The 26,270-nt window shown below is 67.7% G+C and carries 19 protein-coding genes; 7 read left to right on the top strand and 12 right to left on the bottom strand.

Annotated elements, in window-relative coordinates; translation table 11 throughout:
• Positions 1 to 415 precede the first annotated feature (415 nt).
• The 6 genes from ABD296_RS42070 to ABD296_RS42045 form a co-directional block, all read right to left on the bottom strand.
• On the bottom strand, positions 416 to 535 hold the full coding sequence (locus ABD296_RS42070) for an Lsr2 family DNA-binding protein (RefSeq protein ID WP_344281448.1): 120 nt from the start codon (positions 533 to 535) through the stop codon (positions 416 to 418).
• 1,149 nt (positions 536 to 1,684) lie between these two features.
• Positions 1,685 to 1,963, bottom strand: a complete 279-nt coding sequence (locus tag ABD296_RS42065) for a hypothetical protein (protein WP_344281445.1) — start codon at positions 1,961 to 1,963, stop codon at positions 1,685 to 1,687.
• Between the two features lie 89 nt (positions 1,964 to 2,052).
• Positions 2,053 to 3,981, bottom strand: coding sequence for a methyltransferase (locus tag ABD296_RS42060; RefSeq protein WP_344281442.1), 1,929 nt, complete (start codon positions 3,979 to 3,981; stop codon positions 2,053 to 2,055).
• 202 nt (positions 3,982 to 4,183) lie between these two features.
• On the bottom strand, positions 4,184 to 5,101 hold the full coding sequence (locus ABD296_RS42055) for an AfsR/SARP family transcriptional regulator (protein ID WP_344281439.1): 918 nt from the start codon (positions 5,099 to 5,101) through the stop codon (positions 4,184 to 4,186).
• 368 nt (positions 5,102 to 5,469) lie between these two features.
• Positions 5,470 to 7,125 (bottom strand): SAM-dependent methyltransferase, encoded by a 1,656-nt coding sequence (locus tag ABD296_RS42050; protein WP_344281437.1) that lies wholly within the window; start codon positions 7,123 to 7,125, stop codon positions 5,470 to 5,472.
• Positions 7,126 to 7,375: 250 nt separating this feature from the next.
• Positions 7,376 to 8,539 (bottom strand): hypothetical protein, encoded by a 1,164-nt coding sequence (locus tag ABD296_RS42045; RefSeq protein WP_344281435.1) that lies wholly within the window; start codon positions 8,537 to 8,539, stop codon positions 7,376 to 7,378.
• Between the two features lie 337 nt (positions 8,540 to 8,876).
• On the opposite strand from ABD296_RS42045, the gene ABD296_RS42040 reads away from it, so the two are divergent.
• Together ABD296_RS42040 and ABD296_RS42035 are read left to right on the top strand one after the other, a co-directional pair.
• Positions 8,877 to 10,085: a cytochrome P450 gene (locus ABD296_RS42040; protein WP_344281433.1), complete on the top strand. Its 1,209-nt coding sequence runs from the start codon at positions 8,877 to 8,879 to the stop codon at positions 10,083 to 10,085.
• A gap of 1,100 nt (positions 10,086 to 11,185) precedes the next feature.
• A complete protein-coding gene (locus ABD296_RS42035) occupies positions 11,186 to 13,642 on the top strand; it encodes a hypothetical protein (protein WP_344281430.1) in 2,457 nt (818 codons plus the stop codon).
• 965 nt (positions 13,643 to 14,607) lie between these two features.
• On the opposite strand, the gene ABD296_RS42030 is transcribed toward ABD296_RS42035, so the two are convergent.
• The 3 genes from ABD296_RS42030 to ABD296_RS42020 all read right to left on the bottom strand — a co-directional run bounded on the left by ABD296_RS42030 (position 14,608) and on the right by ABD296_RS42020 (position 19,366).
• A complete protein-coding gene (locus ABD296_RS42030) occupies positions 14,608 to 15,270 on the bottom strand; it encodes a hypothetical protein (protein WP_344281427.1) in 663 nt (220 codons plus the stop codon).
• Positions 15,267 to 16,043, bottom strand: coding sequence for an AAA family ATPase (locus tag ABD296_RS42025; protein ID WP_344281424.1), 777 nt, complete (start codon positions 16,041 to 16,043; stop codon positions 15,267 to 15,269). Before ABD296_RS42025 ends, ABD296_RS42030 begins: the two co-directional genes overlap by 4 nt.
• A 2,594-nt stretch (positions 16,044 to 18,637) precedes the next feature.
• Positions 18,638 to 19,366 carry a hypothetical protein gene (locus ABD296_RS42020; protein ID WP_344281421.1) on the bottom strand — a complete coding sequence of 243 codons (729 nt, stop codon included), beginning with the start codon at positions 19,364 to 19,366 and terminating at the stop codon, positions 18,638 to 18,640.
• A 366-nt stretch (positions 19,367 to 19,732) separates the two neighbouring features.
• On the opposite strand from ABD296_RS42020, the gene ABD296_RS50735 reads away from it, so the two are divergent.
• Complete coding sequence (locus ABD296_RS50735) at positions 19,733 to 19,936, top strand: DUF6349 family protein (RefSeq protein WP_407061573.1); 204 nt, start codon at positions 19,733 to 19,735, stop codon at positions 19,934 to 19,936.
• Between the two features lie 28 nt (positions 19,937 to 19,964).
• Here the strand turns inward: ABD296_RS50735 and ABD296_RS42015 are convergent, their stop codons facing one another.
• Positions 19,965 to 20,573: a TIGR03086 family metal-binding protein gene (locus tag ABD296_RS42015; RefSeq protein ID WP_344281419.1), complete on the bottom strand. Its 609-nt coding sequence runs from the start codon at positions 20,571 to 20,573 to the stop codon at positions 19,965 to 19,967.
• A 1,805-nt stretch (positions 20,574 to 22,378) separates the two neighbouring features.
• Here ABD296_RS42015 and ABD296_RS42010 point away from each other — a divergent pair.
• Positions 22,379 to 22,726: a hypothetical protein gene (locus ABD296_RS42010; protein ID WP_344281417.1), complete on the top strand. Its 348-nt coding sequence runs from the start codon at positions 22,379 to 22,381 to the stop codon at positions 22,724 to 22,726.
• A 390-nt stretch (positions 22,727 to 23,116) separates the two neighbouring features.
• Here ABD296_RS42010 and ABD296_RS42005 read toward each other — a convergent pair whose 3' ends face one another.
• Positions 23,117 to 23,302 carry a hypothetical protein gene (locus tag ABD296_RS42005; RefSeq protein ID WP_344281414.1) on the bottom strand — a complete coding sequence of 62 codons (186 nt, stop codon included), beginning with the start codon at positions 23,300 to 23,302 and terminating at the stop codon, positions 23,117 to 23,119.
• A gap of 263 nt (positions 23,303 to 23,565) precedes the next feature.
• Here ABD296_RS42005 and ABD296_RS42000 point away from each other — a divergent pair, with 263 nt between their 5' ends.
• The 3 genes from ABD296_RS42000 to ABD296_RS41990 all read left to right on the top strand — a co-directional run bounded on the left by ABD296_RS42000 (position 23,566) and on the right by ABD296_RS41990 (position 25,125).
• Positions 23,566 to 24,429 (top strand): PadR family transcriptional regulator, encoded by an 864-nt coding sequence (locus ABD296_RS42000; RefSeq protein ID WP_344281411.1) that lies wholly within the window; start codon positions 23,566 to 23,568, stop codon positions 24,427 to 24,429.
• Between the two features lie 70 nt (positions 24,430 to 24,499).
• Positions 24,500 to 24,739 carry a ribbon-helix-helix domain-containing protein gene (locus ABD296_RS41995; protein WP_344281408.1) on the top strand — a complete coding sequence of 80 codons (240 nt, stop codon included), beginning with the start codon at positions 24,500 to 24,502 and terminating at the stop codon, positions 24,737 to 24,739.
• Positions 24,736 to 25,125, top strand: coding sequence for a hypothetical protein (locus tag ABD296_RS41990; protein ID WP_344281405.1), 390 nt, complete (start codon positions 24,736 to 24,738; stop codon positions 25,123 to 25,125). Before ABD296_RS41995 ends, ABD296_RS41990 begins: the two co-directional genes overlap by 4 nt.
• Positions 25,126 to 25,679: 554 nt before the next feature.
• On the opposite strand, the gene ABD296_RS41985 is transcribed toward ABD296_RS41990, so the two are convergent.
• The coding region (locus ABD296_RS41985) for a nucleotidyl cyclase domain-containing protein (protein ID WP_344281402.1) at positions 25,680 to 26,270 on the bottom strand (591 nt) is incomplete at its 5' end.

Genomic DNA, 26,270 nt, shown 5'->3' with positions numbered 1-26,270 from the left:
CGTAGGCCAGGGTCTGACGAGACAACGGCAGCGAAGCACGGTACAAAAGCATGTGAGGCCTCTGGTGGGGACGGGGGTTGTGAGAGATCAACCGTCCTACCAGGGGTTTCTTGACGTCCGGCACCGCCCACGCCGTCCGCGATCACGCTGTGATCAGCGCACGCGGAACTGCCGCTGAAAAAGGCTCACTAGCGACCTGCCGCGACGCCGTCCGGAAAACCCCGTCCCAAAAGGTCACTCCCGCAAACCCAGCGACACCCCGCCCCGCTCTCCAGAGCCAGTCGCTACTGGCCGTTCCGATCCTCCCCGCGGGCCGGCATGGTCAGACACCGGCTCAAGATGATCCAGCACCACCCCCACGTGATCGACGGCTGCCTGCCTCCCACCGGCCTCACCCTCACCACCACACCCGGCATCACCAATTAACGCTGGTTAGTGGGCGACCTCGTACTGCTCGACGACACCGGCGGGGGATCCTGCCCCGGTTGTTGACCTGGATACCGTTGCTCTTCGCCCAGGCGCGAATCTCACGCACTGCGTTCGCGGCTGCTGGGCTGCCTGCGGAAAGGGGCTAGTCTCCCTCCAGTCCGGCCCCGTACACATAGATCTTCCGTTGAGGGAGATCGGCCACGATGTAAACGGTGTCCAGTCTTTCCAGTTGCGCCCTTCGCCACCTCGTTCTCCAGGCTCCAGCCCCGGTCATCGCCCGCATGCTCGGCTACACCGACCAACAGACCAGCCGCACCGCCACCGACGCAGGCGCCCCCTGAAGCTGCTACGTCCCAGGCGACCACAACCGACAGTGACAACCGTCAGAGAACACAGACCACCCAATCACCGGACATTACGAGGGCCGCCCCCCGACCTGATCTTGAGAGAAAACCGCGACACCAACACCACCAACCCCCACGGAAGTACCAGGACCGGCACGAACCCTAGCGGTAGAGATTGACAACGATCAAAGAAACGCGAGAAATCCCGGTTCAAGACCAACATCGTTGGATATACGACCGTTGCTCAGCCGAGCCCGAGACCACCGACGGGACCGGGCAGCGCCTTCCGTGCCGTCCCTCAGCTCAGGCCGGCCCTTGATCCAGCTCCGGATTTGACTGTGCATAGGCACGTGCAGATGCCAGTGCCTATGCACAGTGCATAGCATTTGTGCATACGAACGGTGCATCGATGTGGTGCATCTGATGCTGTGCGCCGTTCGTTCTGACCCAGCGCTCCCGCACGAGCCCTTTTTCGCATGCTCCGGCCACACACCAAGGACCGGTCGTTCCATGCCCGAGCCTCAGGATGCTGCCTCGTGCTGAGCGTCCACAAGCCGATGACGCTGCATCCCATCCTCACTCTTAGCGTGTCGCCCTGCTCCGTCCTCGTGCTGCAGCCGCGTTGACGGCCATCTCCCGACCATGCCCCGGCCTGCACCGTCCGCGCCCGCACCGGGCTCGCCGGTGCCGCCGCCATTCGTCGCGGCCGCCGCGCCGCTGCCGCCAGCGCGGGTGGCGCAGCACGCCGCGCGCGCCAGGAACATGCTGACCGCCGCCCCTGCACGCCTCGACCACCCGCCGTCGCCCCGTGTCCGCTCCCACCTGAGGAACTCCGGCCCCATTATCCGACAGCCTCGCAGCACCTTCCCGAAGCCGGCTTGGGGAGCACCGTGGCCCGCTTGGAGGTGGCGCTACTCCCGCGCCCGGCACGAACCGTCGCGCACGCACGAGCAGCCCAACGTCGCACAGGTCGGCATGCTGATCTGGTGGAAACGCATCCAACACAAATCTGCCGAGGTCCACATGTTCGGCACGACCGGATCGTCCCACACCGCGCTGGCGCGGCGGCGGCCCCAACGCCGCGCCACCCCCCGTCGACGTGCCCGGTCCTTCCACCAGGTCCTGGCCAGGTCCCAGGCGAGCAGCCCGAAGAACCCTCCGATCAGCAGCTCTTGCACCACGACCCCCATCTGTCCAGCGGAAGGCGGCAGCGGCGCATGGGTACACACCCGCACCATCCCGCCCTTCTCCACCCGCGCGCCTGACCGCTGTGAAGGTCTCAGCGTGCGTACTTGTACAGCCCCACCGGCAGGGAAGAGGTAGTGCCGGGGTCGGTGACCGTGGGGCAGGCCAGCGCCACCGTCATGTCCAGCGTCAGCGGCCGCTCGTCGGCCACCGTCCATCCGGCTCGCTCCAGCAGCGCCCGGTACTGCGCATTCGTGCGCTCGCCACCACCGGCGTGGGTGACGAGCATGTGCAGGTCCGTCAGCGCCGCGACAGAGGGATGGGTGAAGTCGCTGGGGAGCGGCCTCTCGATGATCAGCAGGGTGCTGTCGTCGGCTGCGGCCTCGCGGATTCCCCGCAGGATCTCCAGGCAGGTGTCGTCGTCCCAGTCGTGCAGGATGCGCGTCAGCACGTAGACATCGGCGCCGCGCGGGATGGACCGCGGCTCGGTGACCGAGCCGGTGACCAGGGTGGTGCGCGGCAGGAGCCCTCGCGAGCTCAGGTTCACCCGTGCGGTGCCGATGGCTCTCGAGCGGTCCAGCAGCCGCGCGTCCAACAGCGGATACGCCTCGAGCAGGTGGCAGAGCAGCTCACCGTTGCCGCCGCCGACGTCGACGAGCGTCCGCGCGGGCCCTAGGTCCACCACGGCGGCCAGGTCGGCGAAGGCCTGCGTCTCCTCGGCTCTCGCTCCGTCGAACACCGCGCCCTGGCGGGGGTGGCGGGCAAGATACTCACCCACTCCCTGCCCGAACAGCGTGGTGAACGGCTGGGCGCCGTCAAGGACGCCCTCCACCAGGGCGGACCAGGACAGATAGAACAGATCGCCGTACAGCAGCGCCGTGTGCCGCATCGAGGCCGGGTGCTCGCGGGTGAGCCGCCATCCCAGCCCGGTTAACGCGAACGCCCCCTTACCGGCAGCCTGAAGCGCTCCGACCCAGGGATGGCACAGCGCGCGCAGCAACCGGTGCAGCAGATCCGGGCGGGCCCCGGAACGGTCGGCCAGCTCCAGACACGTTAACGGGCCGCGCGCCAAGTGGTCGGCGAGGTCGAGCGCCACCATCGTCCGCAGGGCCTGGGTCACCCATGCGCCGGTCAGCAACTGCAGGAGACGACGGTCCTCAGCATCGGCCCCGCCATCCACTCCGTCCAGCCAGCAGTCCGGCCCGGCGTTCGGCCAGGCACCCAGGCCGGCGGGCGGGCGGGCCGGCGAAGCGGCGTTGCGCGTCCCGTGCCCGCCGCGCGCACCGTACGACCAGGGCGGCTGGGCATCGGTGCTGGCCGTCAGGTGCTCCTGCAGGAGCTGCTCGTGGTGCCCGTCGGCGACGACCGCCAGCCGGCGCGGCCACGCGTGCCAGGTGCGGCCCTCGGACCGGAAGTACATCACCGTACGGCCACCCTTTCCGAGTAGGGGGTTGTAGCCGCCGCCGTCGGCTACCAGCCCGCGGACCTGTTGCGCCAGCAGGTCGTACACCCACGCCAGGGGCTGGTCGGCGTCGCCGCGGAGCCGCACCGCGACGTGCGTCTCGTGGCCGCTGAGCCGCTCGCTGCGGGCGACCGGCGCCGGAAGGCCGGGTGGCGCGCAGAACACCGTCACGGCGCGAGATGAGTCGGCCGCCACCGGCGCGTGGACGACCCGCACGTCCAAGGCCTCGGCGGGCAGGCGGTAGCGCCGCGACAGCCGGTCGCGCACCACGGTGCTGGCGATCGGGGTGCTCGGTTGCAAGCCGAGGGCGCGCAGGTGGGCCGTGGCGGCCTCGACGCTGGGTGGAATGATCAGCACGCCGCCGTGGTCCAGCTCGCACAGCTCCGCGACCGCGTCGACCATCTCGCGGTCGGTTCCCAGCGGCAGCGCGTTGGTCAGCGCCTCGGTAGTGCTGCCGGAGGTGAGATAGGTGACCATCTCACGGATCCGGCGCTGGTCCTCGGCACCGAGCGCAGCCGCGCCCGAGGCCGGAAGGTTGGGCAGCAGAGACGAGTTGTTCACAAGGTCGCTCCCAATCGCGCATTCGGCGTCGTCGCAGACCCACGGTAGGAAAGCACCGTGACCTACTCCGTGTCGGGAATAGTTGCTTCGCCGTTCAAGTCACCCGCATCCCGGAAGTACCGGTGGATCGGGCTGGGGCGGTCAGGGCGCCGCAACTTACGGCGGCGCGGGCACGGCGGTGCGCTGTCTGCCGCCAGCCACCTCACGCCGACTGCGCGGCCGGACGCCGGAGCTCGGTATGGGCAAATTGGGCGGAGGCAGCCGAGCCGGCCAAGGCGGCGGGGCGCAAGGATCTGTGGACCTGAAGCGCCTCCTTCGGCGAGCAATGCATCAGCATGGGATCGTCGGCCCTGATCCGCGCCATCAGCCCGTGCAGCATCCGTGCCGGCTCGATCGCCTCCGCCTGGCCGGCCAGCAGGAGCGACACCTCCTCGAAAGCCCGCAGTGCCTCACTTCGCCGCCCCATTCGGTGCAGCGTGAGCATCAGCAGCCCGTACAGCCGCTCGTCGAGCGCGTCGAAGGCCAGGCACCGCCGGATCGTCTCGACCAGACCCGGATCATGCCGCCCGAGCTCCAGCCGCACCTCGATCAGCGCCTGGACCGCCTGGGCACGCAGCTCCAGGAGCGGCGTAATGAAGGCACGCATGGTCGGCGTCATACGGAAGTCGGGCAGCAGAGCCTCCCCGGGCTCACTGCGCCACAACGCCAGCGCGCGATCGTAGAGATCCTCTGCCGTCGGCAGGTCACCGGCGACCCGGGCGTGGATGGCCTGCGCCGCCAACGCCTCGAAGTCGGCGACATCGAACATGTCGCCTTCCTCGCGCACCAGCCGATACTGGTTGATCCCGCTGCTGGTCTTCTCGGTGACCAGACGCTTCTCCAAGGGACCCAGCACGGTGCGCGCCTTGTACACCGTCGACCGCAGACCAACCGAGCTCAGCGCCTCCTCCCCCTCGCCCAGCAGCGACGTCAGTTGCGCCACCGACAGCGACCAGTCCGCCAACGCCAGCACGCACAGCAGATTCCGCACCGTCCATTTGCGGCGGTAACTCTCATCGAGATCGATCGGCTGCATCCGATCGTCATGAACCTCCAGATGCCCCAGTACCGCGATCCTCACGCCCATCCTCCTCATCCACGTGCCACGCGAGCCGGCCTCCGCCAGGGCAGATCGTGTGCGCCCGGCACGGGGACCGGACGCACACGAGCACATGTCCTGCCGCAAGGACGACCGTGCATTCAGCACGGTAAAGGGGGCGCGTTCACACCAACGATCACATGCAGCACGAAATTGGAAAAACGCGCCGGGAACCGCACTGACCGAAGCGTCGGCCAGGAGGGGGCGCGGCTAGAGCATGGCGTGCAGGGTCGACGCGTGTCCCCCCAATCGTCTGTGCTGACCGGGAGGCGGTGCGCGCATTGACGCCGGGACTCCAGGCCGTGCGGAGGGACACCCCGCTGCGCTGACGGAGTCGAATCAGCTCGGGCCTACTCCTTGAACGCGATCCCTCCGATGATCCGCATCTGCCGTTCGGTGAAGGGTTCTTCGGGGCGCCAGTTCCCGACGTCGGTCATGTCGTCGCCGACCAGCGGCAGCCCGCAGAACATCCGCTCGATCTGCTCGGGGCTCCGCAGATGCATGGGCAGCTCGGCGTAGGGGCTGCGGTAGTCCAGGTGCGGCAAAATCCCCGGATGGAGCCGGTCATCGCTCAGGTGCGTGAGCGCCAGGTAACTACCGGCGGGGAGCGCGTCGACGTAGCGCTGCATCATCGCCGCGACGCGATCGGTGAACCGATCTGTTTCCGGTTCGCGTGAAGCCGACGGAACCGGAACTGCTGGAATGTACTGCAGGGTGTTGGCGCAGATCAAGCCCACGGGCTCAGTGAAGTCCAGATGGGCGCGGGCCTCGTCCAACACACTGTCGACGTCCTGGATGTCCAGCTCGCGGACCACCACATCCTTGCCGTCGGCGATCATCATCGCGCCCGTGTAGAGGGTTGCGAGCGGGTCATTGTCGACCATAAGAATACGAACGTCAGAGACCATCTGCCGGGCGATGCGCGGAACGTCACGTCCCTGCGGCTCGGGCATCCCCGACCCCAAGTCCAGGAACTGCCGGATGCCCTCCTTGCACAAGAACCGCACCATCCGAACAATGCAGGTGCGGTTCTCGACCGCGACCTGCGGAGTGTCAGTTCCGGTGCGGTCGATGAGGTCTTGTACGAAGCTCCTGTCAGGCTCTCCATGGTCCCTGCCGCCCAAGGTCATGTCGTAGACCCCCGCCACGCTGGGAGCTCCACCCCAGCCGGCCGATAACACGACCGGTGCGCTAGGCGCTGTCCAATCCAGGTCCGGGTCGCCTCGGCGAATACGCCGCTCCATCCGGAGCAACCCGATGCCGGGGCCGAGACCATGGGCCTGCTCCAGCAGCCGGGAAGCCTTGCTGAACGCAGCCAGAGCCTCACCGCGCTCACCCCGGCGGTAGAGCAAGTGCATGTACAGCGCATGCAAGTGCTCGTTGAACCGCTGGTCACCGCGCAGGAAGCCGCGGAGGGCGTCCGCCAACTCCTCCGAGTGCCGGCCCAACGCCAAGTGCACCTCGGCGTAGGACTCGATGACCTGCCGCCGGCGAGCCAGCAGCGGCCGGAACCACATTTCCGAGCTCATGTCCGGAAAGTCGGGGAACGGATCGCTCGGATCGCCACGCCACAGTGCCAGCGCCTCGTCGTACCGATCCGCCGCGCGTTCGAGATCGTCGGCGTTGCGTGCCTGCTCGGCCAGGGTGGCAGCCCAGGTGAAGCGCTCCAGATCGGTAGTGTCCTCCCCGTCCCGTTTGACGAGCCGGTAGTGCAGTTGGCCAGCAGGACCCTTCTCACTGATCAGGCGGCCCTCGCCGATGAGCCGACGCGATCGGTACACCACTTGGCGGAGCGGCTGGACGAAGTTGCGGTAGATGTCGTCGGGCCACAGCAGCCGCAGCAGTTCCGGCGTGGACACCGCCCGGCCACCGTGGCCCGGGTCGCCGATCTCGGCGGCCGCGGTCAAAACGCAGAGCAGATTTCGGAGCCGCCTTGCCGGGTGCCGGTTGCCCTCCTCGATGACAACGCCTTCGAGGTCAAGCTCTCCGAGCACTGCGATGTGCACCGCACCCCCCGCTCACGTCGTTGCCTAGCCGATGCGGTCCCCCATCTTGCCGTTTGCGCCGCAATGTGTCGATCAAGCGGATCGCCCGGATCGATCGAAACCCCTCCGAAGGCAGGGCCAAAGCCGAAACAGGGCCAAGGCGGCGACAGCTCCTAAAAATGCCCCGAGCGGCGACCTGGCCACCAACCCGGCAGGCGGCCCATCCCTGCCACTGGAGTCGCCTCAGAGGTCTCATGCGCAACAGGCGACGTCACGGCAGCGCACGCAGCGTCTGCTCGACGACCGACGCCTGCCGCGGGTGCTGGAACCACTCGACACCACGCAGCTCGGAAAAGGCGCGCGCGGCATCGCCCGCCCACATGTGCGTTCGCATCACCAGCACGCCCGGGTCGCGCCACGCCGCATCGGCCGCGGCCATGCCCGGCACGAGCTCCTCACCGGCCTGCAGTTCCTGCCACAGCAGCGCCCAGACCGGCGCGCAGCGGATCTCGCTCGCCGCCGGCCGCGGCCGGGCAGCGGAAGACCGCGTCAGCTCACGCAACGCCGGCGGTTGCACTGACAATGCATCCTCATCGGACAACGGGCCGGAGCGGGCGGCGTGCCGGCGAAGCCGAGCCACCCACGCCACGGCGGCGGCCTGGCCGAGGAGGCTCACCTCGGTCTCGGGAGTGCCCCACACGATGCCCGGGCGGCCGAGCACGCGACGCAGCACCGCGGTGATCAGGTCCTGGTTGAACGGGGCCAATGGCATGGTGTCGTCGGCCAGCAGGCTCCACATGGCGGCACCGAACTCCTCCAGCGAGGAGTGCGCCGGCGCCCGATGCTGTTCCAGCAGCAGCGCGCCGTCCTCGCCCGCAGCCGCGTACACCTCCCGCCCATCCCGGCAGACCAGGGTCGCGGTCTGGTCGAAGCCGCCCCATATCTCCCGCACGGCCACCGCGAGCACCCCAGCGACCGCCGGCGCCGCCTCGGCGCCCACGAACCCATCGTGCAGAGCGACCGAGCCGCCAAACACCGGTGGCGCCTGCTCGACCGGCCGGACCCGGGCGGGCGGGCGCGCTAGCAGAGCCCGGCGCAGCGTCCGCGGCCGCGCCGGGACCAGCCAGTACCGGGCGGCTTCCGCGGCACCGCTCTCCCGGCCGCGCGCCGTCTGCTCCCCCTCGGCTCGCCCGCCCGGCCGGTCCTGCCCAGCAGCGGGCGCCGCCGGACCAGCGAGCGCGCCGCGCGCCACCGGCCGCAGCTCGTCACGCTCGGCCGCACTCAGCGCGGCGGAGTCCACCAGGAACCACACCGCGACCTCGTCCTCGTCCAACCGCGGCGCCTGCAGGTGCCCCGAGGCCACCTGACCGAGCAGCTCATCGGAGGGGACGTCGGCGCCGCCGGTGCCGCCGCGGTCGGAAGGCGGGAGGCCCACCACTGATCACCTGCCGAAAGAAACGATCATCGAGGAGCGCTGCGTACCCTACTCACACCGCCTACGCCGCCGCCATGTCGCCGCTGCGGCACCGCTAGGCGCGCGTTGCCTTAACCGCGCCGCGACCCGACGCGGCCCCACCGCATCGGCGCCGCTCGCCAGCCTCCGGCGCCGTCGCTCACTACCGCCTCGGACTCCCCTTCACCCCGCTCTGCTACCTAGCGGACACAAGGTCACGAATCGGAAACGATCAGGATCGGGTCACCATGTGATCGTCCCTGTTATCGCCGATTCGTAGGGTCGGCAACGCAGACCCAGGACGCGCCGAGGAGAACCATTGCCCACCCCGGACTACCCCTTCCCCGGAGGGTACGAGCACTGCCCGGGACTCGACCTGCCGCCCGAGTACCTGGACCTGCAGCGCCGATGCCCGGTCGCACCGGTCACCACCGTCGAGGGCGAGGACGTCATCCTGGTGACCCGCATGGCCGACGTGCGCCGTGTCCTCGCGCAGGCCGACACGTTCTCCCGCCAGGCGTGCACGGTCAAGGACGACCTCCGCGAGCAGGCCTACTTGCCCGACATCGACGGCCCTCGCCACCGCGCCCAGCGCAACATGGTCCGTTCCTCCTTCACCCAGCAGAGCGCCGAGCAGCTGCGGCCCCGCGCCATCCAGATCACCAGCGATCTGCTCACCGCGATGGAACGCCACACGCCGCCGGCCGATCTCATCCAGCACCTCGCGCTGCCGCTCCCGGTCACCATCATCAGTGAACTGCTCGGCATCGCCGCCCAGGACCGCAGCCAGTTCGGGGACTGGGCGACCGCGTTCCTCGGGCTCCGGCCCGGCGCCAGCGACGCCGAACTGGCCTCCGCCAGCCTCGCCCAGCGCGAGCTGTACGCCTACATGGAGGCCCAACTCGCCCAACGCCGCCGCTCCCCCGGCACCGATCTGCTGTCGGTCCTGGCCACCGCCGACAGCCCCGACCCCAGCATCGACGTCACCGAGCACGAGCGGATCCTGCTCGCCATCGCCGTCCTGGTCGCGGGGTTCGAGACCACCACCGCCATGCTCGCGAACATGACCTACCTGCTGCTCTACCGGCACCCCGACTGGTGGAAGCGCCTGTGCAGCAACCCCAGCCAGGTCCCCGCCGCCGTCGAGGAGATGCTGCGCATCACGCCGATCGACGCCCGCGACGGCATGGCACGAGCCGTCACCCGCGACGTCGACCTCGCCGGCGTCACCATCCCCGCGGGCTCCACGGTCCTGGTGTCCAAAGCCGCAGCCAACCGCGACCCCGCCGCCTTCACCGACCCCGACCGATTCAACCCCGACCGACCGGCCGCCCCCGGCAACATCACCTTTGGACATGGCCCCCACCTGTGCCTGGGCGCTCACCTGGCACGGATGGAACTGCAGGTCGCCCTCAGCGGACTGATCCGGCGCTTCCCCGCTCTACAAGCCGTCACTCCCGAGCATGAGATCGCCTGGAAACGCAGCACCATGCGCGGACCCGAACAACTCCTGGTGCGGTGGTCATGACCGTCCCAGCCGCCGCAACCACAGCGCGTGCCGACTCCAACGAGCCGCAGAACGCAAGCGCTGCGAGCAGCCGTCGAGGACACCGAGCGTCGGCACCGCCTACCCCCGAGACCGAAGTGGAACCGGCGGCTCGGCGCGCCTCACCCCACCGCGCCCGCGCGTCCGGTACGGTCGCGCACAGGACGTGATCCGCAACCCCGGCCAGGGTGAGGAGAACGAACGGATAACTCCATAAAAGACAGCGGCGGCGAAACGTCCGCGCCCACTGTGACCGGTCGGCCAACCGGCCCAGCTAGGCCCGCGCGAGACGCCGCCGCCGTAGCCTCGGGAAGGAACCCTTTGTGGTGGAGGGTCCCGCCCCTAGGTCCCACCGGCAGATCCAAACCATCCACCGGAGAAACCTGATGTTGAGCGTACCCGCTCAGCGGGGGTTCGCAACGGGCGACACGCCTTTTGCGCCTCGCACGTTGCGGCTCCAGGCCGCCGCTCGTAGCACGACTACGTGCTCGCCGCGGCCTGCGACGACCGCCCTCGATCTCTCGCGGCCGGCCCCGGCCGCCGCGTGCGGCGCTACCACCTTTGACGGCAGCGCCACCAGCACCGCCACGCGCACAACGACGCCTCTCCCGAGCAAGGGTTTTTTTGCGTCGGTGCGCCTCACCGCCCCCTTCAGCACAGCCTGCAAGGCTGGCCGACTGACATCGGGAGGTGACGCGCACCGCAACCTGCACAAATGAGTGAGCGCCCCAGCGGGGCGCTCGTTTTCTCATCTCCATATCGGTCCAGATCCCGGGCCATCAGTTCCAGCGGCGACCAACCAGCGAACTGACGGTTGTGGACCTGGCGCAAGCTTGTCCGGAGGCGACAATACCTCAACGCCCTTCGGTTAGCCAAGCATGCCCGGACGAAATTCCGTCGAGTCGGCAGCTGCTAGCCGCCGCATGTCACCGTCACCGTGGTCACCCAGGTGGCGGAAGCGGAGACGTGCCGACTCACCGGTACTTGTCCCCGCTTTGCTGTGGGACACCCGTCCCCGCAGGTAAAGAGTCCATCGCCGCGCGCGCCCTGTCGCCGGCGCTCGCAAGGCAAGCGAGCCCCCGGTGACCAACCACCGCCGAGGGCATCCGCCGAACGAGCCGACAGCCGACCAGCTCCTCCACGCGCCGATGGCCACCGCGCCGTCGGTGGCGTGCCTGGCCACCGAAAGCGCGGCAGGGCTCTCGGTGACGACGCGGTTCGTCCCGGCGGATGTTCGGTCGGCGCCGGACGCGGCCGAGACCTGGCCGGTGTTGTCTCGGCTGCTGGCGGCCACGCCCTGGGCCCGGCGGAGCCCCGACGGTGGGGACAACTTCCCCGCTGGTCGCCGACACCTGTTCCGCGTCGGCGGAGACGACCTCGTCACCGAGTCGAGCACCATCGCGATCTACACCGTCGGCCCGGACGGAACGGTGACCGGACGGCTCCTGGTCGGCGACTTCGACATCAGCAAGGCCGAGGCGACCGGCGCCGCCGACCCCGCCGCCCTGGTCGCGGCCGAAGCCGACGCGTTCGCCGCCCTAGTAGAGGAGAGCGGCGGCCGCGTCGTGCACGACATCTCCCCCAGCGGCGGCCGCCACGTCTACGTCAAGTTCGCCCGGCCGATCCCGTTCGAGGACCTCCGCGATATGGCCGTCGCGCTGGCGGACCGGTTTCCAACGTTGGACGCGGCACCGATGCGCAGCCCGTCCGGGCAGATCCGGATTGCCGGCAGTCCCTACAAGCGCACCCCCGTCGAGCAGCCCGACGGCTCTTACGCGCGGACCGGGCCGCTGCTGGGCTTCATGGCGTTGACGATGCCGCTGGCCGAGGCGGTCGCGGTGCTCCGGCACCCGTGCGGACCGCGGGTGTGGGAGCGGCTGCAGCACGCACTGACCGCCGAGCGCACCGCCCTAGATCCGGCACCATCGCTGTCGGCCCCAGTACCGGGAATGTGGCATCTGGATGTCCAGGGCCAACCGTGGGTGCCATTGCGCGGCGGCCGCCGCCCGCTGCAGGGTCGGCTGGCCACGCTGGCCCGCACCGGCGACTGGAGAAACCCCCAACTGCAGCCCGAAGGACGCCCCTATCCGTCCCCGTCGGAGGCGCGGTACGGAGTGCTGCGCAGCGCCGCAGCCCGCGGCTGGACCCTGACCGAGGTTCATGAAGAGGCCCGGCCCGGTGGGGCCTTCGCTGGCCTGGGCGCCCTGCTGGGCACCCGCAGCCCTGCTCAGCGCCGCGCCGTGATGACCCACGACTGGCAATCCGTCGTCCGCGAAGCCGCGACCGCCCGCACCCTGCAGACCACTGGCCGCAACGCGCACACGAGCTTAATTACACACCCCCCGTCTGGGACCTACGTTGAGATCCCGCACTGGCCTGTCCCCCGTGCCCTGATCGAAGCTTCGGCCTTGTCGCTGCGCTGTCATGAGGCTCTGGCTCGGTGGCAGACTGCGGTGTGGCTAGCCGAGAGAGACCCTTTACGATGTAAAGGGTGGGGACGTCGAGCCCCCTCAACCCGGGTCGTCCTGCGCGCGCTGGCCTTGGCCGCTCGACTGACCGGTGACACCACCACTGCTTTTGGCTGCAGGTCGCTTGCCCTGATGAGCGGCCTGTCGTGGCGCACCGTCGCGACGGTCCTGGCTGACCTGCGCGACGAGTCCGACCCGCTGGTCGACCTGGTCGCGCGTGGCCGCGAACTCGACGCCGACAGATACACGCTACGAATCCCCGATGCCTACCGAGCCGAGACCACCCGAGTCGTTGTACAGGCCGGCCGCATCGAGACTGGCCACCCCGTCTGGCTCGGTCTCGAAGCCGGCACCGTCTGCGCCCTGCTGTACGAGATCCTCAACGCCGTCGAAGCCCGCCCGGTCGACCTGCAACGTCGCGCGGTACTGTCGTCCAGCGCCGTCACCGACGGGCTCGCTACCCTCGGCGCTCATGGCCTGGCCGTACACGGCCCTAACGGATGGCGCCGCGGCGAACGCACCCTGGACGAGGTCGCCGCCGAAGTCGACGGCTTCGACCGCTACAACCAACGCATCGCCACCTACCGCGCCCACCGCGAAGACTGGCGCGCCTTCTTGCAATCATGTGGGTCGCTAGCCGCCGGGCTGGCCGACCTGGAAGCCGCGCTCGCCGAACACGACCGCTACGTCCTCGACGACGACCTGGCAGCCGAAATCGAGACCGAACTGCAGGACCTCCTCTCCCCCACAAGTCTTTCCGACACCGAACGCACCCCCCAACCTCTGCAGTCGGATCAGGGGTTTCCCGACGAGCCGGAGGCAGCATGCACGCCGACGGTCACCATTCCGGATCCGGCCCGAGTATCAGACGACGTGATCGAAGGAGGGCCGCCAGGCGATCCGTCAGCCGACCCCTCCCCCAGCCCGGAACCGCTGCCCCTACGGGAGATCATCGCTGCGTATCCGCCGGTCGCCGAGGAAGTCGCCCGACGCGGCGCAGCCTTCACTCGCCGACTCATGGCCGCCAAGACTCCCGATGAACGCGAGCGGATCCTCAGCGAGCGAGCGTGACGACGGATGACCAGAGAGCACATCGTTCTCGCCGTGGGCGGTGCGCATAGCCACCGGTTCGGAACTCGGGAAGAGGCCAATGCGACGGAAATCCGTTCCGCAGAGTCCAAAGAGCCGAGCTCGAGCCAGCGAATCCTGGAGGACGACCTCGTCGACTCAACTGATCGCCAGCCGGGTATCGCAGGAAGCGGTGGCCCGGCTGCTCGCGCTCATCGCGCGCAGCGCGGACCCGGGCGTTGAGGAGGACAGCGGCGACCAAACGAGGACGCGCTGGTCGCCGCTGTGGAGGTGATGGGTGTTGACCTGTTCGCAGTGTCCGTGAGGAGCCTGGCGGTGTCTGTGCGTAAGTCGTGGGCCAAGTCCAAACCGACACCGTGCGGGCCAAGGTCGGCGAGGCCCGCAGAGGATATCCTGCCGGTGCGGGCCGACCAGTCGATTCCGGACGAAAGGGGCCGCTACAGGCGCGCCCGGTCGTCGGGAGGTGCAGCAGGTGCCGGAGCACGAGTCAGGTCGGTCAGAAGGATCTGGCGTAACACGCGCGCTACGGCCGCGAGAGCCCGTCCCACGGGATAGTTGGCGCTTGGTGGGAGGCTCGCGTGGCGCCCGCTGAGCATTAGTTCGACACCACCCGGGCACCGTGCGCCGTCGGCGAATTCGGCGATCCGACGCGCCTGGCAATCCGCTCGCCGTGGTCCGGACGATCGCCCACACCGCGAGGTTCGCGCCGGCCTTCGCGGCCGGTTCGACTGAGGGAACGGGGCCGACCACCGGCACTTGGCTGGGGTCGCGAACCGCTGATCGGATGCTGTCACATAGCCGGAGCAATCCTGTGGTCAAGATCCAGACGACGCTCGTCTTTGGGCCCGGACCCCGGCGTGCTCGAAGATCGTCTGGCACTGACCTGGAGCCAGCAGGCGAAGCGAGGATCTGTCCGGCCCTACACGAGGGGGCTCTGCAGCTTGGTCTTAGCTCTGCGGAACGTCGTCCTCCGGATGGAAATACGCATAGAGCACGATTCGAGTCAGCTCGCTCAGAGGCATCTGGAAGTGGTCCGCCAGTGCATGAAGGCGGTTCTTCTGATCGTAGGTAGGGCGGATCTGCAGCCGCTTGATCGCTCCAACCTTCGAAGATCCGTGGACAGAACGAGTACCGAACAAGGGAGAGCTCACCTGTTGCTGGGCTTGACGGCGCGCGATCAGCGCCGGGAGCCGTTGATAGACCGTCTCGAAGGCCTGCAGCACGATCTCCGTCTGCGTGATGACCTGGCCGCCGCGGCTGCGAGCCCTGGCCTCACGCTGTACTCGCTCGACGAGGTCGGCGGACACATCGATTCCGGTGCCCTTCTGATGCTGTCCCCCGCTAGCAGCGCCATCGGGTGTGGGAAGTTCCTGAGGCAGTGTGGACGGCGACGGCGCGGGGGCAGGTGAGGCTTGGTAGGGCTCTGGCAAACTGATGGATTCGAATACGGGCGCAGCCGACGAACTGGCAAAGGTGGCGGGCGCCTGGAGCTCTGAACTCCCGTCGCCTTCGAAGCCCTCGTCGCTCTCGTCGGTGTCGACCCGCTCACGTGCAGCTTTGAGCCTGGCCCTTGCCTGGGCCGCACTGGTGCGCGACGTCTTGGCGCTCACTCCGATTCCTCCTGCGCGTCGACTAGTTCACCAAGGACCTGGATGTACTCACGGAAGTCGGAGGGAACTGAGCCTGCTCCTAGTGCGTACGTCTCCAGCTGGCTGATGGGCTGATCGAAGTAGGCGACCTCGTCGTTGCTCAGATCTTCGAGGGCCTCTCGCAACGAAATAGTCCCCTTGCGTGCCTTGGACATGAGCACGGTGACGAACAGTGGCCCATCCTTCATGGACTCGACCTCTGCCGCCAGGTCGACACTGGGCATGATCTGCTGCGTGTCGAGCGGATACGGGCTGCTGCACACGATGAAGTCCTGAGTGACCTTCAACGCCGCGGCAAGGTACTCGCGCATCTGCGGCCCGGTGTCGACGAGCAGATGCCGGTACCTACCGCGGACGGCCCTGACACGCTCCACCATGTCCCGGCCGGTGATGCGCTTGCCCGTGTGGTCGTCGCCGGCCCACGCCTTCACCACGACGTTGTCCGGCCACTCAGCGCTGGCGGCCGACCAGAGCAGCGCAGACCGATTGGTGGCGTCGGAATCGACGACCAGAACCGAGTCTCCCTTGAGGCCGAGCATCAGCGCCAGGTACATCACAGTCGTGGTCTTGGACACCCCTCCCTTGAGGTTCCCGACCGTGATGGACAGCCCTGCGGGAAGAGCGTCCAGCTTGGTGTAGATCTCCGAGAGCTCCGCCTGCTGCTGCTCGGGCAGCCGTTCGAACAACTCTGTATACGGTCCGGTATAGCTGGGCACATCGATCGGCGCTGACAAGGCGTCAACTCCTCAAAGGTCGTTGGAGCGACCCGCTTCACTGGCATGCGATCCCGCGACGGCCGAGGCCTCGTCGGTCCCCCCGGAGCAAGGGCCGACGAGCCCAGGCGGCGCAATCACGTGGGACTGCGACGGCAATCGGGCCCCGCGGGGGCCCGAGCCGCTCAGCTCGCTACACGCTGCTAGGCGGTCCTCCTCGGCGGTCTAGATGGTGCGTCCATAGCGTAGCGCCAAGCCAAGGGGTTTGCTGGGATTGCTCCACGCAAGGTGGGCCGCGTGTCGCTGAGGCTCCATGCCTGCTACTGAAGAGGACGACATCCGTTCTTTGCTACTCCGCTTGCTGTAATGCGAAGTACTTGACCTCTGTTAGAGCTCCGTATTTGGCGAGAAGCTTGACAAAATGCTTCTTGGCATATGGGCAGAGGCGCAGAGTGAGACGCAAAAAGAGCTGCGTAAACCGCCACCGAAATCCATACACAAAACGCTGTATGGCACGAAGCCTGATCCAGGTTGTCATACCTACTTGCCAGTCTAAGTCACATGGTTAGCCAATTACCTGCAATCAATACACATGGGGATGTAGCAGACAACTCCTTGTGGCAGGTTCCCGAAAGCTCGACTTACTACATAGTACCACCCCGAGTGTGCAGCTTTGTGGGACGTAGTAACAAGCCTGTATTGAACCTTAACGCCAGCCTATAAGCCTGGTGTGCACGAAAAATCTAACCATGAAGCAAAGTAACTAACCTGGCGAGCAGAGTTGTTGAGCGCCTGTCTTGCTGGGTTAAATGAATGTCCGCCAGATAAGCCGTGCGAGGCAAAGGCAAGAGCCCGATAGAAGGCGCCGCAGCAAGCTTTGTCGAGCAGAATGCAGGATCGGTGGCCGAGTGGATAACGGCAAGCGCTGCAGACAGGGGAGCTGAACATCAAGCGAAGTGCCTGTTGAATATTATGGCCTGACTCCTGATGTACAGCTACCTTAAAGGCTAATGGTGAGTCTATGTGCGCGACGTGTTTTAGTAAGCGTTGTGAACCTATGCGTGACAAGTCTTCTGACACGTGTCGTGACAAGTCTCTCGATCCTAGAGATGTATGCTCTGACCTGGGATTATGCTCAGGTTGGTGGATCATCAGTATGATGATACCTTAGATCTTCTATTGAATTTAACCGAGCCCTGCGCCCATTATTGGGAGCTGAATGAGCAAGGCGAGGTCCACTGCTTGGCGCCCCTGAAGCGACCAGCGATCCCCACAGCATCTGCCTCAGCTGCAACCAATGCGAACCGCAGGTGGGCGAGATGCAGTCGACACCCACGAGGAAACGATGTCGCCAAGTGGTTGCCTTGACTGCGGCTGATGCAGTCATAGACTCATCGCGTAGCGCACGCATCGAGTTCGACTGCATCCGATGCATGTCTGCAATTCCGGCACAAGGGTCCGACCTGGTTGCGTTCTGGTGGGAGTTGTTCTCTGGCCGCCAAGGGGATCTCAGCGTCACTCGGACAGCCTTGAGACGGTAGGGCACATCGGTGCGCACGTCCCGGTGCTCTTCGTGGGATGACCTTCCTGGAAGCCGATCGCACTATCTGGCGGACGGCGAGATGTGGGGAGCACACGACAGCTCTGACGAAGCCATAGGAGTCAGCACCGACATCTGCCTTACCTCAGCTCTCCAACGAGATCAGGGGAAACGGCTGGTCCAGGCCCATAGGGGCGGCAGCCTTGGGATCCGTAGACGCATCGGCTGTCGAAGGTGACAGAACTCTAAGTACGGCCTGTGCTCTGCTGAGACACACATGAGTGGAGTCCAAGGCCCGGGCCGCATGCTCCGCAGCTAACTCCGGTAGATGGGAGGCCGGCACCACTTGCAGGTTCAGTGTTCCTTGGTCACGGCTAGTGGGAGCAGTGCAGCGAGTCGCCTGAGGAGTCGCCGTTCAGAGCGCTGCGGAGGCTTGTGTATGCCGCAGCAAGCGCGGTCAGTCCCCCCGTACGAAGCACAGGATGCCTGCCGGCTGCCGAGCCAGCAGCTGATCAGCCACGGCCCACGACGCCTAGGCAGGAAGCAGAGGGGGGAGTGCTGTTCGATGCTGTGCTGCACCAAGGAGTTCCGCGGTTCGCTATGAGGTTTGGTGGCTACCAACGTTGCTGAAACGCCTCATTTGGGAGGCCAGTCCGGGCAGGTAAAAGTCCGCCTGCTCTCCGGGCCTCAACTCTGTTGGGCGAGAACCTGGCGCCTGAGGCAGGTGCGGTCGGCGGGCAGCCCTTCACTTGAAGCGGTCATAACGGACGAATAGTCATAAAAGAGACGCTCTGAGATCATCCCTGAGGGTCGAATCGGGGCATCCGAAGGTAAGGAGGTGGAGGAGAGGGAAAGAGGGCTGAGAGGGCCGCTCAGGGCCGTATGCGACTATGGGGGCGAGGTCCATCCGGTGATGACCAGCTTGGAGCGGCTGCCGGCTCGATCGCCAGGCCCCCGGCAGCCTGATTCGCCGCCAGCCCCTGCAAGCTGATAACTCCAAGGGTGTAGTCGACCCTTACGTCACCCTTGAGCTGTGAGGGCAGTGCCTTTTGTCAGAACCTGCGGTTATCCCGAATCATTGCTCCGACTCGGTGTACAGCGCCTGGTGCAACTCATCGCGAAGCGCTGACGCCCGAGCCAGGGCCGCGTGAGCCTCTGGGGTACGAGCGGGCGGGATGCCCTCGGACAAAGCCTGGGAGAGAATCTCACCGATCGTGATCCCGAGATAGTTGGCCAAGCGCTGCTGCTCGCGAGCTGTCGGGCGAACGATGTCCAGGGACTCGCGAACGCCCGCCAGCCAGATCGTTGCGCACTCGTCGCTGACCTCCAGCTCGTCCGCGTGCGCGAGCAGGGCCTCGGCCGCCTCTACGATGCGCCCGTGGCGGCGTGCTATCGCTGCCGCCGCTCGGCCTTCCCGGTCGCGCTCGCGCAGACGCTTCACAATGACCGCGTTGCCGGCCGCGGGAGTACGGCGCCGTTGCGGGTCTTCCAGTGCTCCGAGCAAGCGGTTGCGACGATTCATCGCGCTGCCCGGATACTCAAGGCCGAGAAGCTCCGCGATCGCAGCCCACTGGGTTCCAGCAGCACGGGCATCATCGATCGCTGAGAGCTCTTCGTTGTCAAGAGCGGTACGAACGGCACGGATGATCGTCAGGCGGGTCGCCGCCTGGTCGGCTCGCTGCCGTTGCTCGTCGGTGGCGGGCAAGAGAGCGCGATGACGCACGCGTGTGTAGGCGAGCACGCCCAGGACGTCGTCGGGGTCCGGCCAGAGGTCATGATGCGGGTCGTCTGCCTCGACATGCATCGCATGGAGGCGAGCAAGCAGTTCGTGCAGGTTAACCGGCTTAGGAGCGGCTGGACGTCCCCTGGGCATGCCTGCAATCTAGATGGCCACCTCGTGTTTTGCCAGTCTGAAAAAGCCGCGAGAATACAGGCAGTGATGGACATTTCGACCACGGGCCGGTGAGGGAGAGCTGAGTGCTGTTCTCTGGCGCGCGGCCCCCAAGCTGCGCGGCGTCCTGGCCCGCCACCCAGTTGCCTGCGAGCGGTTACTCGGTCGCCTGCTTACGTGTCGCAGGAGATCTGAAGCCGGACGCGCTCCCGCGTGGCAGCAGACGTGCCACCCGAGCAGCAGCACTCCACGGTTGCCGTCGCGCGCTGAGAGCAGAGGATCCGGCGCATCTACCTGGGCGGCTGGTTCGAGCGCGGCAGGCCTGTGGTCACCCTGCGCAGGCCCGGGCTGATGCGCCACGTTCCGCAGGGCGCGCCCGGCGGAGGGTACGACATGGCACGACCTCGCCGCCCGGCCGTGCCCTACCGTACTTGTTGTGTCCCGCCCAACCTGACGCAGCTGAGCTGGGAAGCGTCAGGTTAGGCGGGACGCCGCATCCATGTCGCCGCCGTCAGTTTCCGAGCGAGCCGCGCCCCATCATGGCCAGCAGGCGTGTCTGATCATCGGCACCCTTCGCCACGACAACCGCGGGCCCCGACTTCCCCGCCTCACGGACCCACCCGGCAATCCCCTCAGCTGTCTCCAGAGCGGAGCGCACCAAGTCGGCGTCGAAAACGACCGACTGCCCCGTGGCCTGCGCCAAGTCCCATGCGTGCACAACGAGCTCAAGCGGATAGCCCTCGAGCCACTCGCTCAGCGTGATCTCCCGGCCAGTGGCCAGCTGAATCCGACGGGCCAGCGCATCAGGCCCCAGCGTGGCCATCATCTCCGCGCGCACCCGACGCCAGGTTGCCACCGGATCCTCACCCGCCAGCTCACGCCAATCAGGATCGGCCTCCGGAAGCGGCCGGCCAGCAGCGCGCGCCTCGACCACCAACAAACCAGCGGTCACATGCCCCACCACATCGACCGCGCACCAACCCGCGCACGGAGAAGGCGAGAGCCATCGATCAGAAGGCGTCGCCGTCAGCACCCCTTCGAAAGCGTCCAATGCACGAACGAAGCGATCAGGAACCATGACGCATACCACCATGAGAGATCCGATCAGCCTGCCGACCATCGCACCTTAGCGATCATGCGTCAGATAAGGCGGGACAACAGACGAATGCGTCACCTTCCCCGGGACTGCGTCAGGTCACCTTGGACGCAACAGTACTGTTCACCGGGCAGGACGCTGCGAGGACCAGGCCGAGCTGTTCGGACGCCTCGCGGCCGCCGCAGCTCCTCGACGCGGCAGCGTCCCGCGGCGGGCGGAAACGTTAACGGGCCGACGGGATCCGCTTTCGCGGACCGCCCGAAGGCGGGTGGCATCCCGTCGGCCCTACCCACCACACGACCGCGCCGAAGGGCACGCCCGCGTGATCCCTCCAGCTTAGGCCCCGGGCGGCCCTACTCGGTCCGAACGGCGGCGAGGGAAGAGTCCACGGTCGCGCCCCCTGCCAGGGGCACGGCCAGAATGCGCCGGGAAGGGATCATCTCGCAGATCAGAGGGTCGGAGCGGAGGTGTGTGCGCCGCCTCGCCCGCGCGGCTGAGCGGCTTGCCGCGTGGGCGGCGCTCGTACCGGCGCGATCGCCGGAGATGCCGCCGGCCCTAGCCCACCTCGGCGCCGTGGTGAATGCGGCGAGCGCCTAGTCCGTGAGAGCATGTTCCGTGAGGATGTGATCGCGAATCACTGATCACTGAACGACGAATCTCACCTAGGCAGGGTCGGGCCCCGTGAGAATAGACAGGAGCAGGGCATAGATTTGCCTTACTTGAGCACCACCCCTTCTCTGGGGTCGTAGTGTTCAGGCTGCCCAGAAACTCCCCGAAAATTCCCAGGTCGTTGCTTTCTTTGCGGCCGCGGTTGCCATTATTGCAGCGCTTGTCTTCTTCTCTCGTCTGGCCTACGGTGCCGCTGACCTGCTGATACGCATCTTGGAGTGTAAGGCAAAGGAACGCTGGCCAGCCTTAAGGGAGAATAAGTCAAGTCGCCATGAAAAAATGTCCGAAGATCCCGAGGGTGGGCGGCAGAACATCTTCAATGGGCGCGTTGGTGGGAGCGTCGTTCAGGCCAGAGATATTAATGAGGTTCATATCCACGAAGCGCCCCGGGACGAGCCAGGGCCATAGGGGCGCTCTCGAGCGTCGGCACTTGGCGCCGAGGCAGGGTGCGAGCAGCAACCGACCGGCCAACAGGACGGCGACGCCGAACTGGCCGACCTCGGCGGCGCGAGCGACGGTCGGAGCGCCGCCGGTATAGATCGCCGGCTCGGGACCGCCGCCCGGCAGGCCCGCGGCGCTTCAGTTTGGCGCAGACTGGCGGGTCAGGTTTCCTCGGGCGGCAGGTAGGGGGTTCCCGGCATGAGACGGGCCCCCGACGGAGACCCTGTGAGTCCAAGATCGTTTTCCGACGCCTCTGTCCGGGCGTTGCATCCTTTTCGGGCGAGGACTGGCGCCACGTCCGCCGGGAACGCGCATCCATCGCCGAAGTGCCCACCTGCGAGTGCGCTCACCTGGACCTGGCCATCTACACCGCCCGCGAACTGTACGGCCCCCCAGATCTGCGAGACCGACGCCGTGATGCAGCTCGAGCACCCCTTCATCGCCAGGCACGCCCCGACGCCCGGCTGGCGCGGTAGGCGTCACCGTGACCACCGTGCGAGCGGCCGGACCAGGACACAATGCCCACCCATCCCCCAGGGTTAAATATTTACAGTATTGTTCTTTGTGTCGGGCCGGGATGGCGTCCAGCCAGATACATCACCCACCGCACGACGAGCAGAAGGAGAACCCCGCTGACACCAGCACACGCTGCCCCGGCGGCCCCGTCCGGCCGATCGTCTACCGCATCCACGTGCGCCTGGCTGTGCGCTGGCCGCTGCATGACCTATCCGGCCTTCCAGCGGACCAGCGTCCTGCTGCGAGAGCGCGTCAGCGACCTGCGCATGGCCTACAGCCGCGCCGACCTGGACGCCGGCGACGACATCGTCCGCTGCGACCACTGCGGGGACCCCATCAAGGCCCAGGAGGTCACCCAGAGCACCGAGCCCGACGAGGCCTTGGAGGAGTTGCTGTTCGCGCTCAACGCCACCATCACCGAACCGGACACCTGCTGGTACAGCGTGTTCGACCAGACGACGCGCACCGAACAGACCTGCGGAGTCCGCGAGCGGATCGCCCTCGTCCGGCTCAACGACGCTGCGGCCGAGGCCGACGGACTGCTCGACTGACCGCTGGTGGCGGCCGGGGCGCACCGCCCGGGCCGCCACCGGCGCCGCAGTCCCCACCTCAGCCAATCGCGCGCGGCTCCTCGGCCGCCCGCTTCTATGTCCAGGAGATGACATGCCGACCTCCGCCCTGTTCGACCGGCTCCGCGCCCATCCCGAAGCCACCTACCCCCCAGTACGAGGAACTCCGCGCAACCGCCCGGGCCCCGCGGCTCGCTCATCGACCCCGGGGAACTCCCGGTCATGAGCGCAGTGATCGCCCGGCGCGGACACGAGTGGTGCACCGCCGTCCTGGGCTTCTGGATGCCGCCCACCGGGCTGTACGGCATCAGCACCGAAGACGCGCGCCAGCTGGTCTTGGCCAACGCGCGTGGGCTGAACCCGCCCGAGCCTTCACCGGTAGCCGCCGCCCGAGCCCGCGACCAGGCCGCCACCGCCGTCCGCCAGGCCACCGCCGAGCGAGCCCGGACACGGCAACTGCACCAGTGGCGCAGCGTGCTCGCACGGTGCGCCATCCCCGTCGAAGTGCGGCCCAACGAGCGCGGCGGACGGCGCGCGGACCGCCCCGCACTCCAGCATGTGGTCCCCCTACAGGAAGCCGTATCGGTGACCTTGGCCAAGCGGCGCCGCCACCCGCTGGGCGGGCTCTGTGCGAGACACCCCACCGGGCCAATCCGATGCGGCTGGCCGCGCCCATCGACCACCCCGCCACCTGCCAGCGCTGCGTGCACTGGGCCCCGCTGGCCCAACCGGCCGTGCCGTCGGCGGACCCCGACGCGCGCACCCGCCCAGCAGCCAAGGCTCTAGGCTCGTCACCGATCAGGCAGGAAAGGACCGGATACGTGATCCGCGCAGGCCGCACGGCCATCACCGACGACGACGTCGCCAGCGCCCACGGCTTTGTGTCGCTGCGCGCCGGCAAGCGCGCCGGGCTCTTTGACAACCCCACCTTGCCCAAGCCGGTGAACAACCGGGGAGGCGCCAAGCGCGGCAACAAGCGCCTGTACGACGCCGCTCAGATCCACGCGCACGCCGTTGGCGAGCCGATCCCGGACCTGCCCATCGTCGACCACCCCGACGACCTGCTGGACCTACACGAGGCCGCTGAAGTCTGGGGCATCTCGCCCGTCACCTTTCAGTACTACCTCAACAAGCAGCCGCACCTGATCCCCGAGCCGATCCAGATCGGCGGTGTGCTGCACTGGCGTCGGGACGACCTGACCGACTTCGAGCGGCCCGGCCGGGGGACCGGCGGCGGCCGCGCCGCCGGAACCACCGACACCACCGAGCGCCGCCGCCGCGGCGAGGTCCAGCTCCACGTCCTGGAGGTGCTCGCCGAAGGCCCCCGCAACGGCTACCAGATCGCCGAGGCCATCGCGGAACGGAGCGGCGGCCCAAAGCCCACCAACCTGCACACCACGCTCACCAAGATGCAGCAGGCCGGGTTGCTGGTGAGCGAGAAGGTCGGCCGGAGCCGGATCTACCAGCTCACCGAGGCCGGCCGCGAGACCCCGCCCTGGGAGGTGCTCGGCGGCGAGGCACGCCGCACACGCGTGCAGCAGATGCTCGCCGAAGCGGGCGATGACCTGAGCGTCCAGGACGTCGCGGACGCCCTGGAGGTCCACCCCGACCATGCACGCCGCATCCTCAACGCCGTCCGGGCCGAAGCGGCGAAGGGCACGGCGAAGGGCACACGCGCACGATGAGCCGCCCTCCGGCGCCGCGAGCAGCAGCCGAATACACACTGGCCGGGTGCAGAGTGTGTATTGTGGTGGCATGGCTCGATTGAACATCACGCTGCCCGACGAACTCGCGGCCACCCTGCAGGGGCTCGCCGAGGACAAGGTGATCCGCTCGGTCTCGGGATTCCTCCAGGACGCCGCGCAACTCAAGCTGGCGTACCTGCGGGACGCCGCCACCGTCGACGAGCTGTTCGGGCCGGCGAGCCCTGACGAGCAGGCGCTGGTCGACCGCCTCATCGAGGCCGACACGCGACCCGACCGGAATGTTGCGTGATCACCGGTCACGTCGTTGACACGACCGCCCTGCTGGACCTGGCCACCGGCAAGACGATCTATGTCCGGGCCCGGTTGCGCGCGTCCATCGCCACGCACGCCACCATCGTCATCCCGGCGGCGGCGCTCGCGCGCGCCTGGCAGACCGTCCCCGACCACGGCCGCGCCGTCCTGGAACGGCTGCCCGCCATGCAGGTCGTCCACATCGACGACCTCGACCATGTGATCGCCCAGCAGACCGGGCAGCTCACCGCGACCGCGTCCGACCTGCCCGTGGACGCCGCCCAGGCCGCATGGTCGGCCCGATGGCGCCGCTGGCCCCTGCTCACCGCCACTCCCGACGCCTACCAGGCGGTTCCTGGCGTCCGGGTCGAACAGATCCCCTGACCCGCCCGGCCCGCGCGCGCCAGGCGGGATCGCTTTCCGCGTGCGCGAAGAGTCGCATTAGGTGACGTACCGGATCCAAGCGGCATGTCAGCGACCGCATCCCCACCCCCGGTGTGCCCTGAGTGCCCTGGCTGCGGCTGCTACAACCACCAGTGCTCGGGCTGCCAGCACTGCGAGTACATGCTCCTTCAGCATGACCTGAAGTCGATCGTCGCCAGGTCCAGCACCGGGCTCCGACCAGCTCGGTCACCACGTCTTGGGCGGTGTGCGCGGTCATCGAGAAGTGCAGCTGGTCCCACCGGATGTCGTTGTTGGGCCGGTCCTCCAGCTCGATCGCTGCGGCGGCGAGCACAAGGCCCCGGCAACATATGAGAGCTGTCGCCTCTCGGTGAATGGCGGGGCGCGGCTCCAGCCGGACGGTATTCCACGAAGGCAGAAGGGTGAGGTCGGGGGACGCCAGGCACACTGACCATGCGATGTAGCCATCCGGGCCGCATTCTGTTCGCGTTCGGCGACGTCGTGGCCGCGCCCAGCTGGCGCGGCAGGGGAGTACATCAGGCCGCATCGAACAAGTGCATCCAGCCCCTGAGACGCGACTCCTTCACCCGGCAGGTGAACGGCGCGTAGTCGGCGGGGTCGTGGTCCGGCGCGTGCGCGAGCACCGACTCGTACACGAACGCGGAGGCGACGAAGCCGAGGTCGGCGCGGGTCTCGGCGAGCCGGCGCCGCAGCGGGCCGGCGTCCAGCAGCCGGGCCGTATGGACCACCGAGGAGCCGGACACGCCCTGCGCGTCGGAGGTCACCGGGCCGACGTGCAGCGCCATCCGCAGCTGGATGCGGACCGCCTCCTGCGCGGAGCGGTTGTGGCGGCGCAGCGACGCGGCGAGCCGCGCGACGATCGGCTGCACGGCGGCGGTGGGGGTCTCGGGCGGGACGACGATCAGCGCGCCGTCGCCGCGGTCCTCGCGGTGGCAGGCGTCCCACGGCAGGTCCGACTCCGCGAACGCCTCCCACAGCAGTTCGTACATGATCCGGCGCATCTCCAGCCGGTCGGTGTCGTTGCGGTAGGGCGCGCTGAAGGAGGCGATGTCGGTGAACATGATGGAGCACATGTGGCCCATCCACGGCCGGGTGGCGGGCGGCTC

The sequence above is a fragment of the Actinomadura napierensis genome (assembly GCF_039529375.1).
In the GTDB taxonomy this organism is placed as follows: Bacteria; Actinomycetota; Actinomycetes; order Streptosporangiales; family Streptosporangiaceae; genus Spirillospora; species Spirillospora napierensis.
This window is presented reverse-complemented; position numbering and strand designations above follow the sequence as displayed.

Excerpts from the sequence above, each read along its gene's own strand:
- ABD296_RS42065 (WP_344281445.1), bottom strand. The coding sequence starts at position 1,963 with ATGGGGGTCGTGGTGCAAGAGCTGCTGATCGGAGGGTTCTTCGGGCTG.
- ABD296_RS42020 (WP_344281421.1), bottom strand. The coding sequence starts at position 19,366 with ATGCATGTCGAGGCAGACGACCCGCATCATGACCTCTGGCCGGACCCC.
- ABD296_RS42015 (WP_344281419.1), bottom strand. The coding sequence starts at position 20,573 with ATGGTCGGCAGGCTGATCGGATCTCTCATGGTGGTATGCGTCATGGTT.
- ABD296_RS42010 (WP_344281417.1), top strand. The coding sequence starts at position 22,379 with ATGACCTATCCGGCCTTCCAGCGGACCAGCGTCCTGCTGCGAGAGCGC.
- ABD296_RS42005 (WP_344281414.1), bottom strand. The coding sequence starts at position 23,302 with ATGCTGGAGTGCGGGGCGGTCCGCGCGCCGTCCGCCGCGCTCGTTGGG.
- ABD296_RS41995 (WP_344281408.1), top strand. The coding sequence starts at position 24,500 with ATGGCTCGATTGAACATCACGCTGCCCGACGAACTCGCGGCCACCCTG.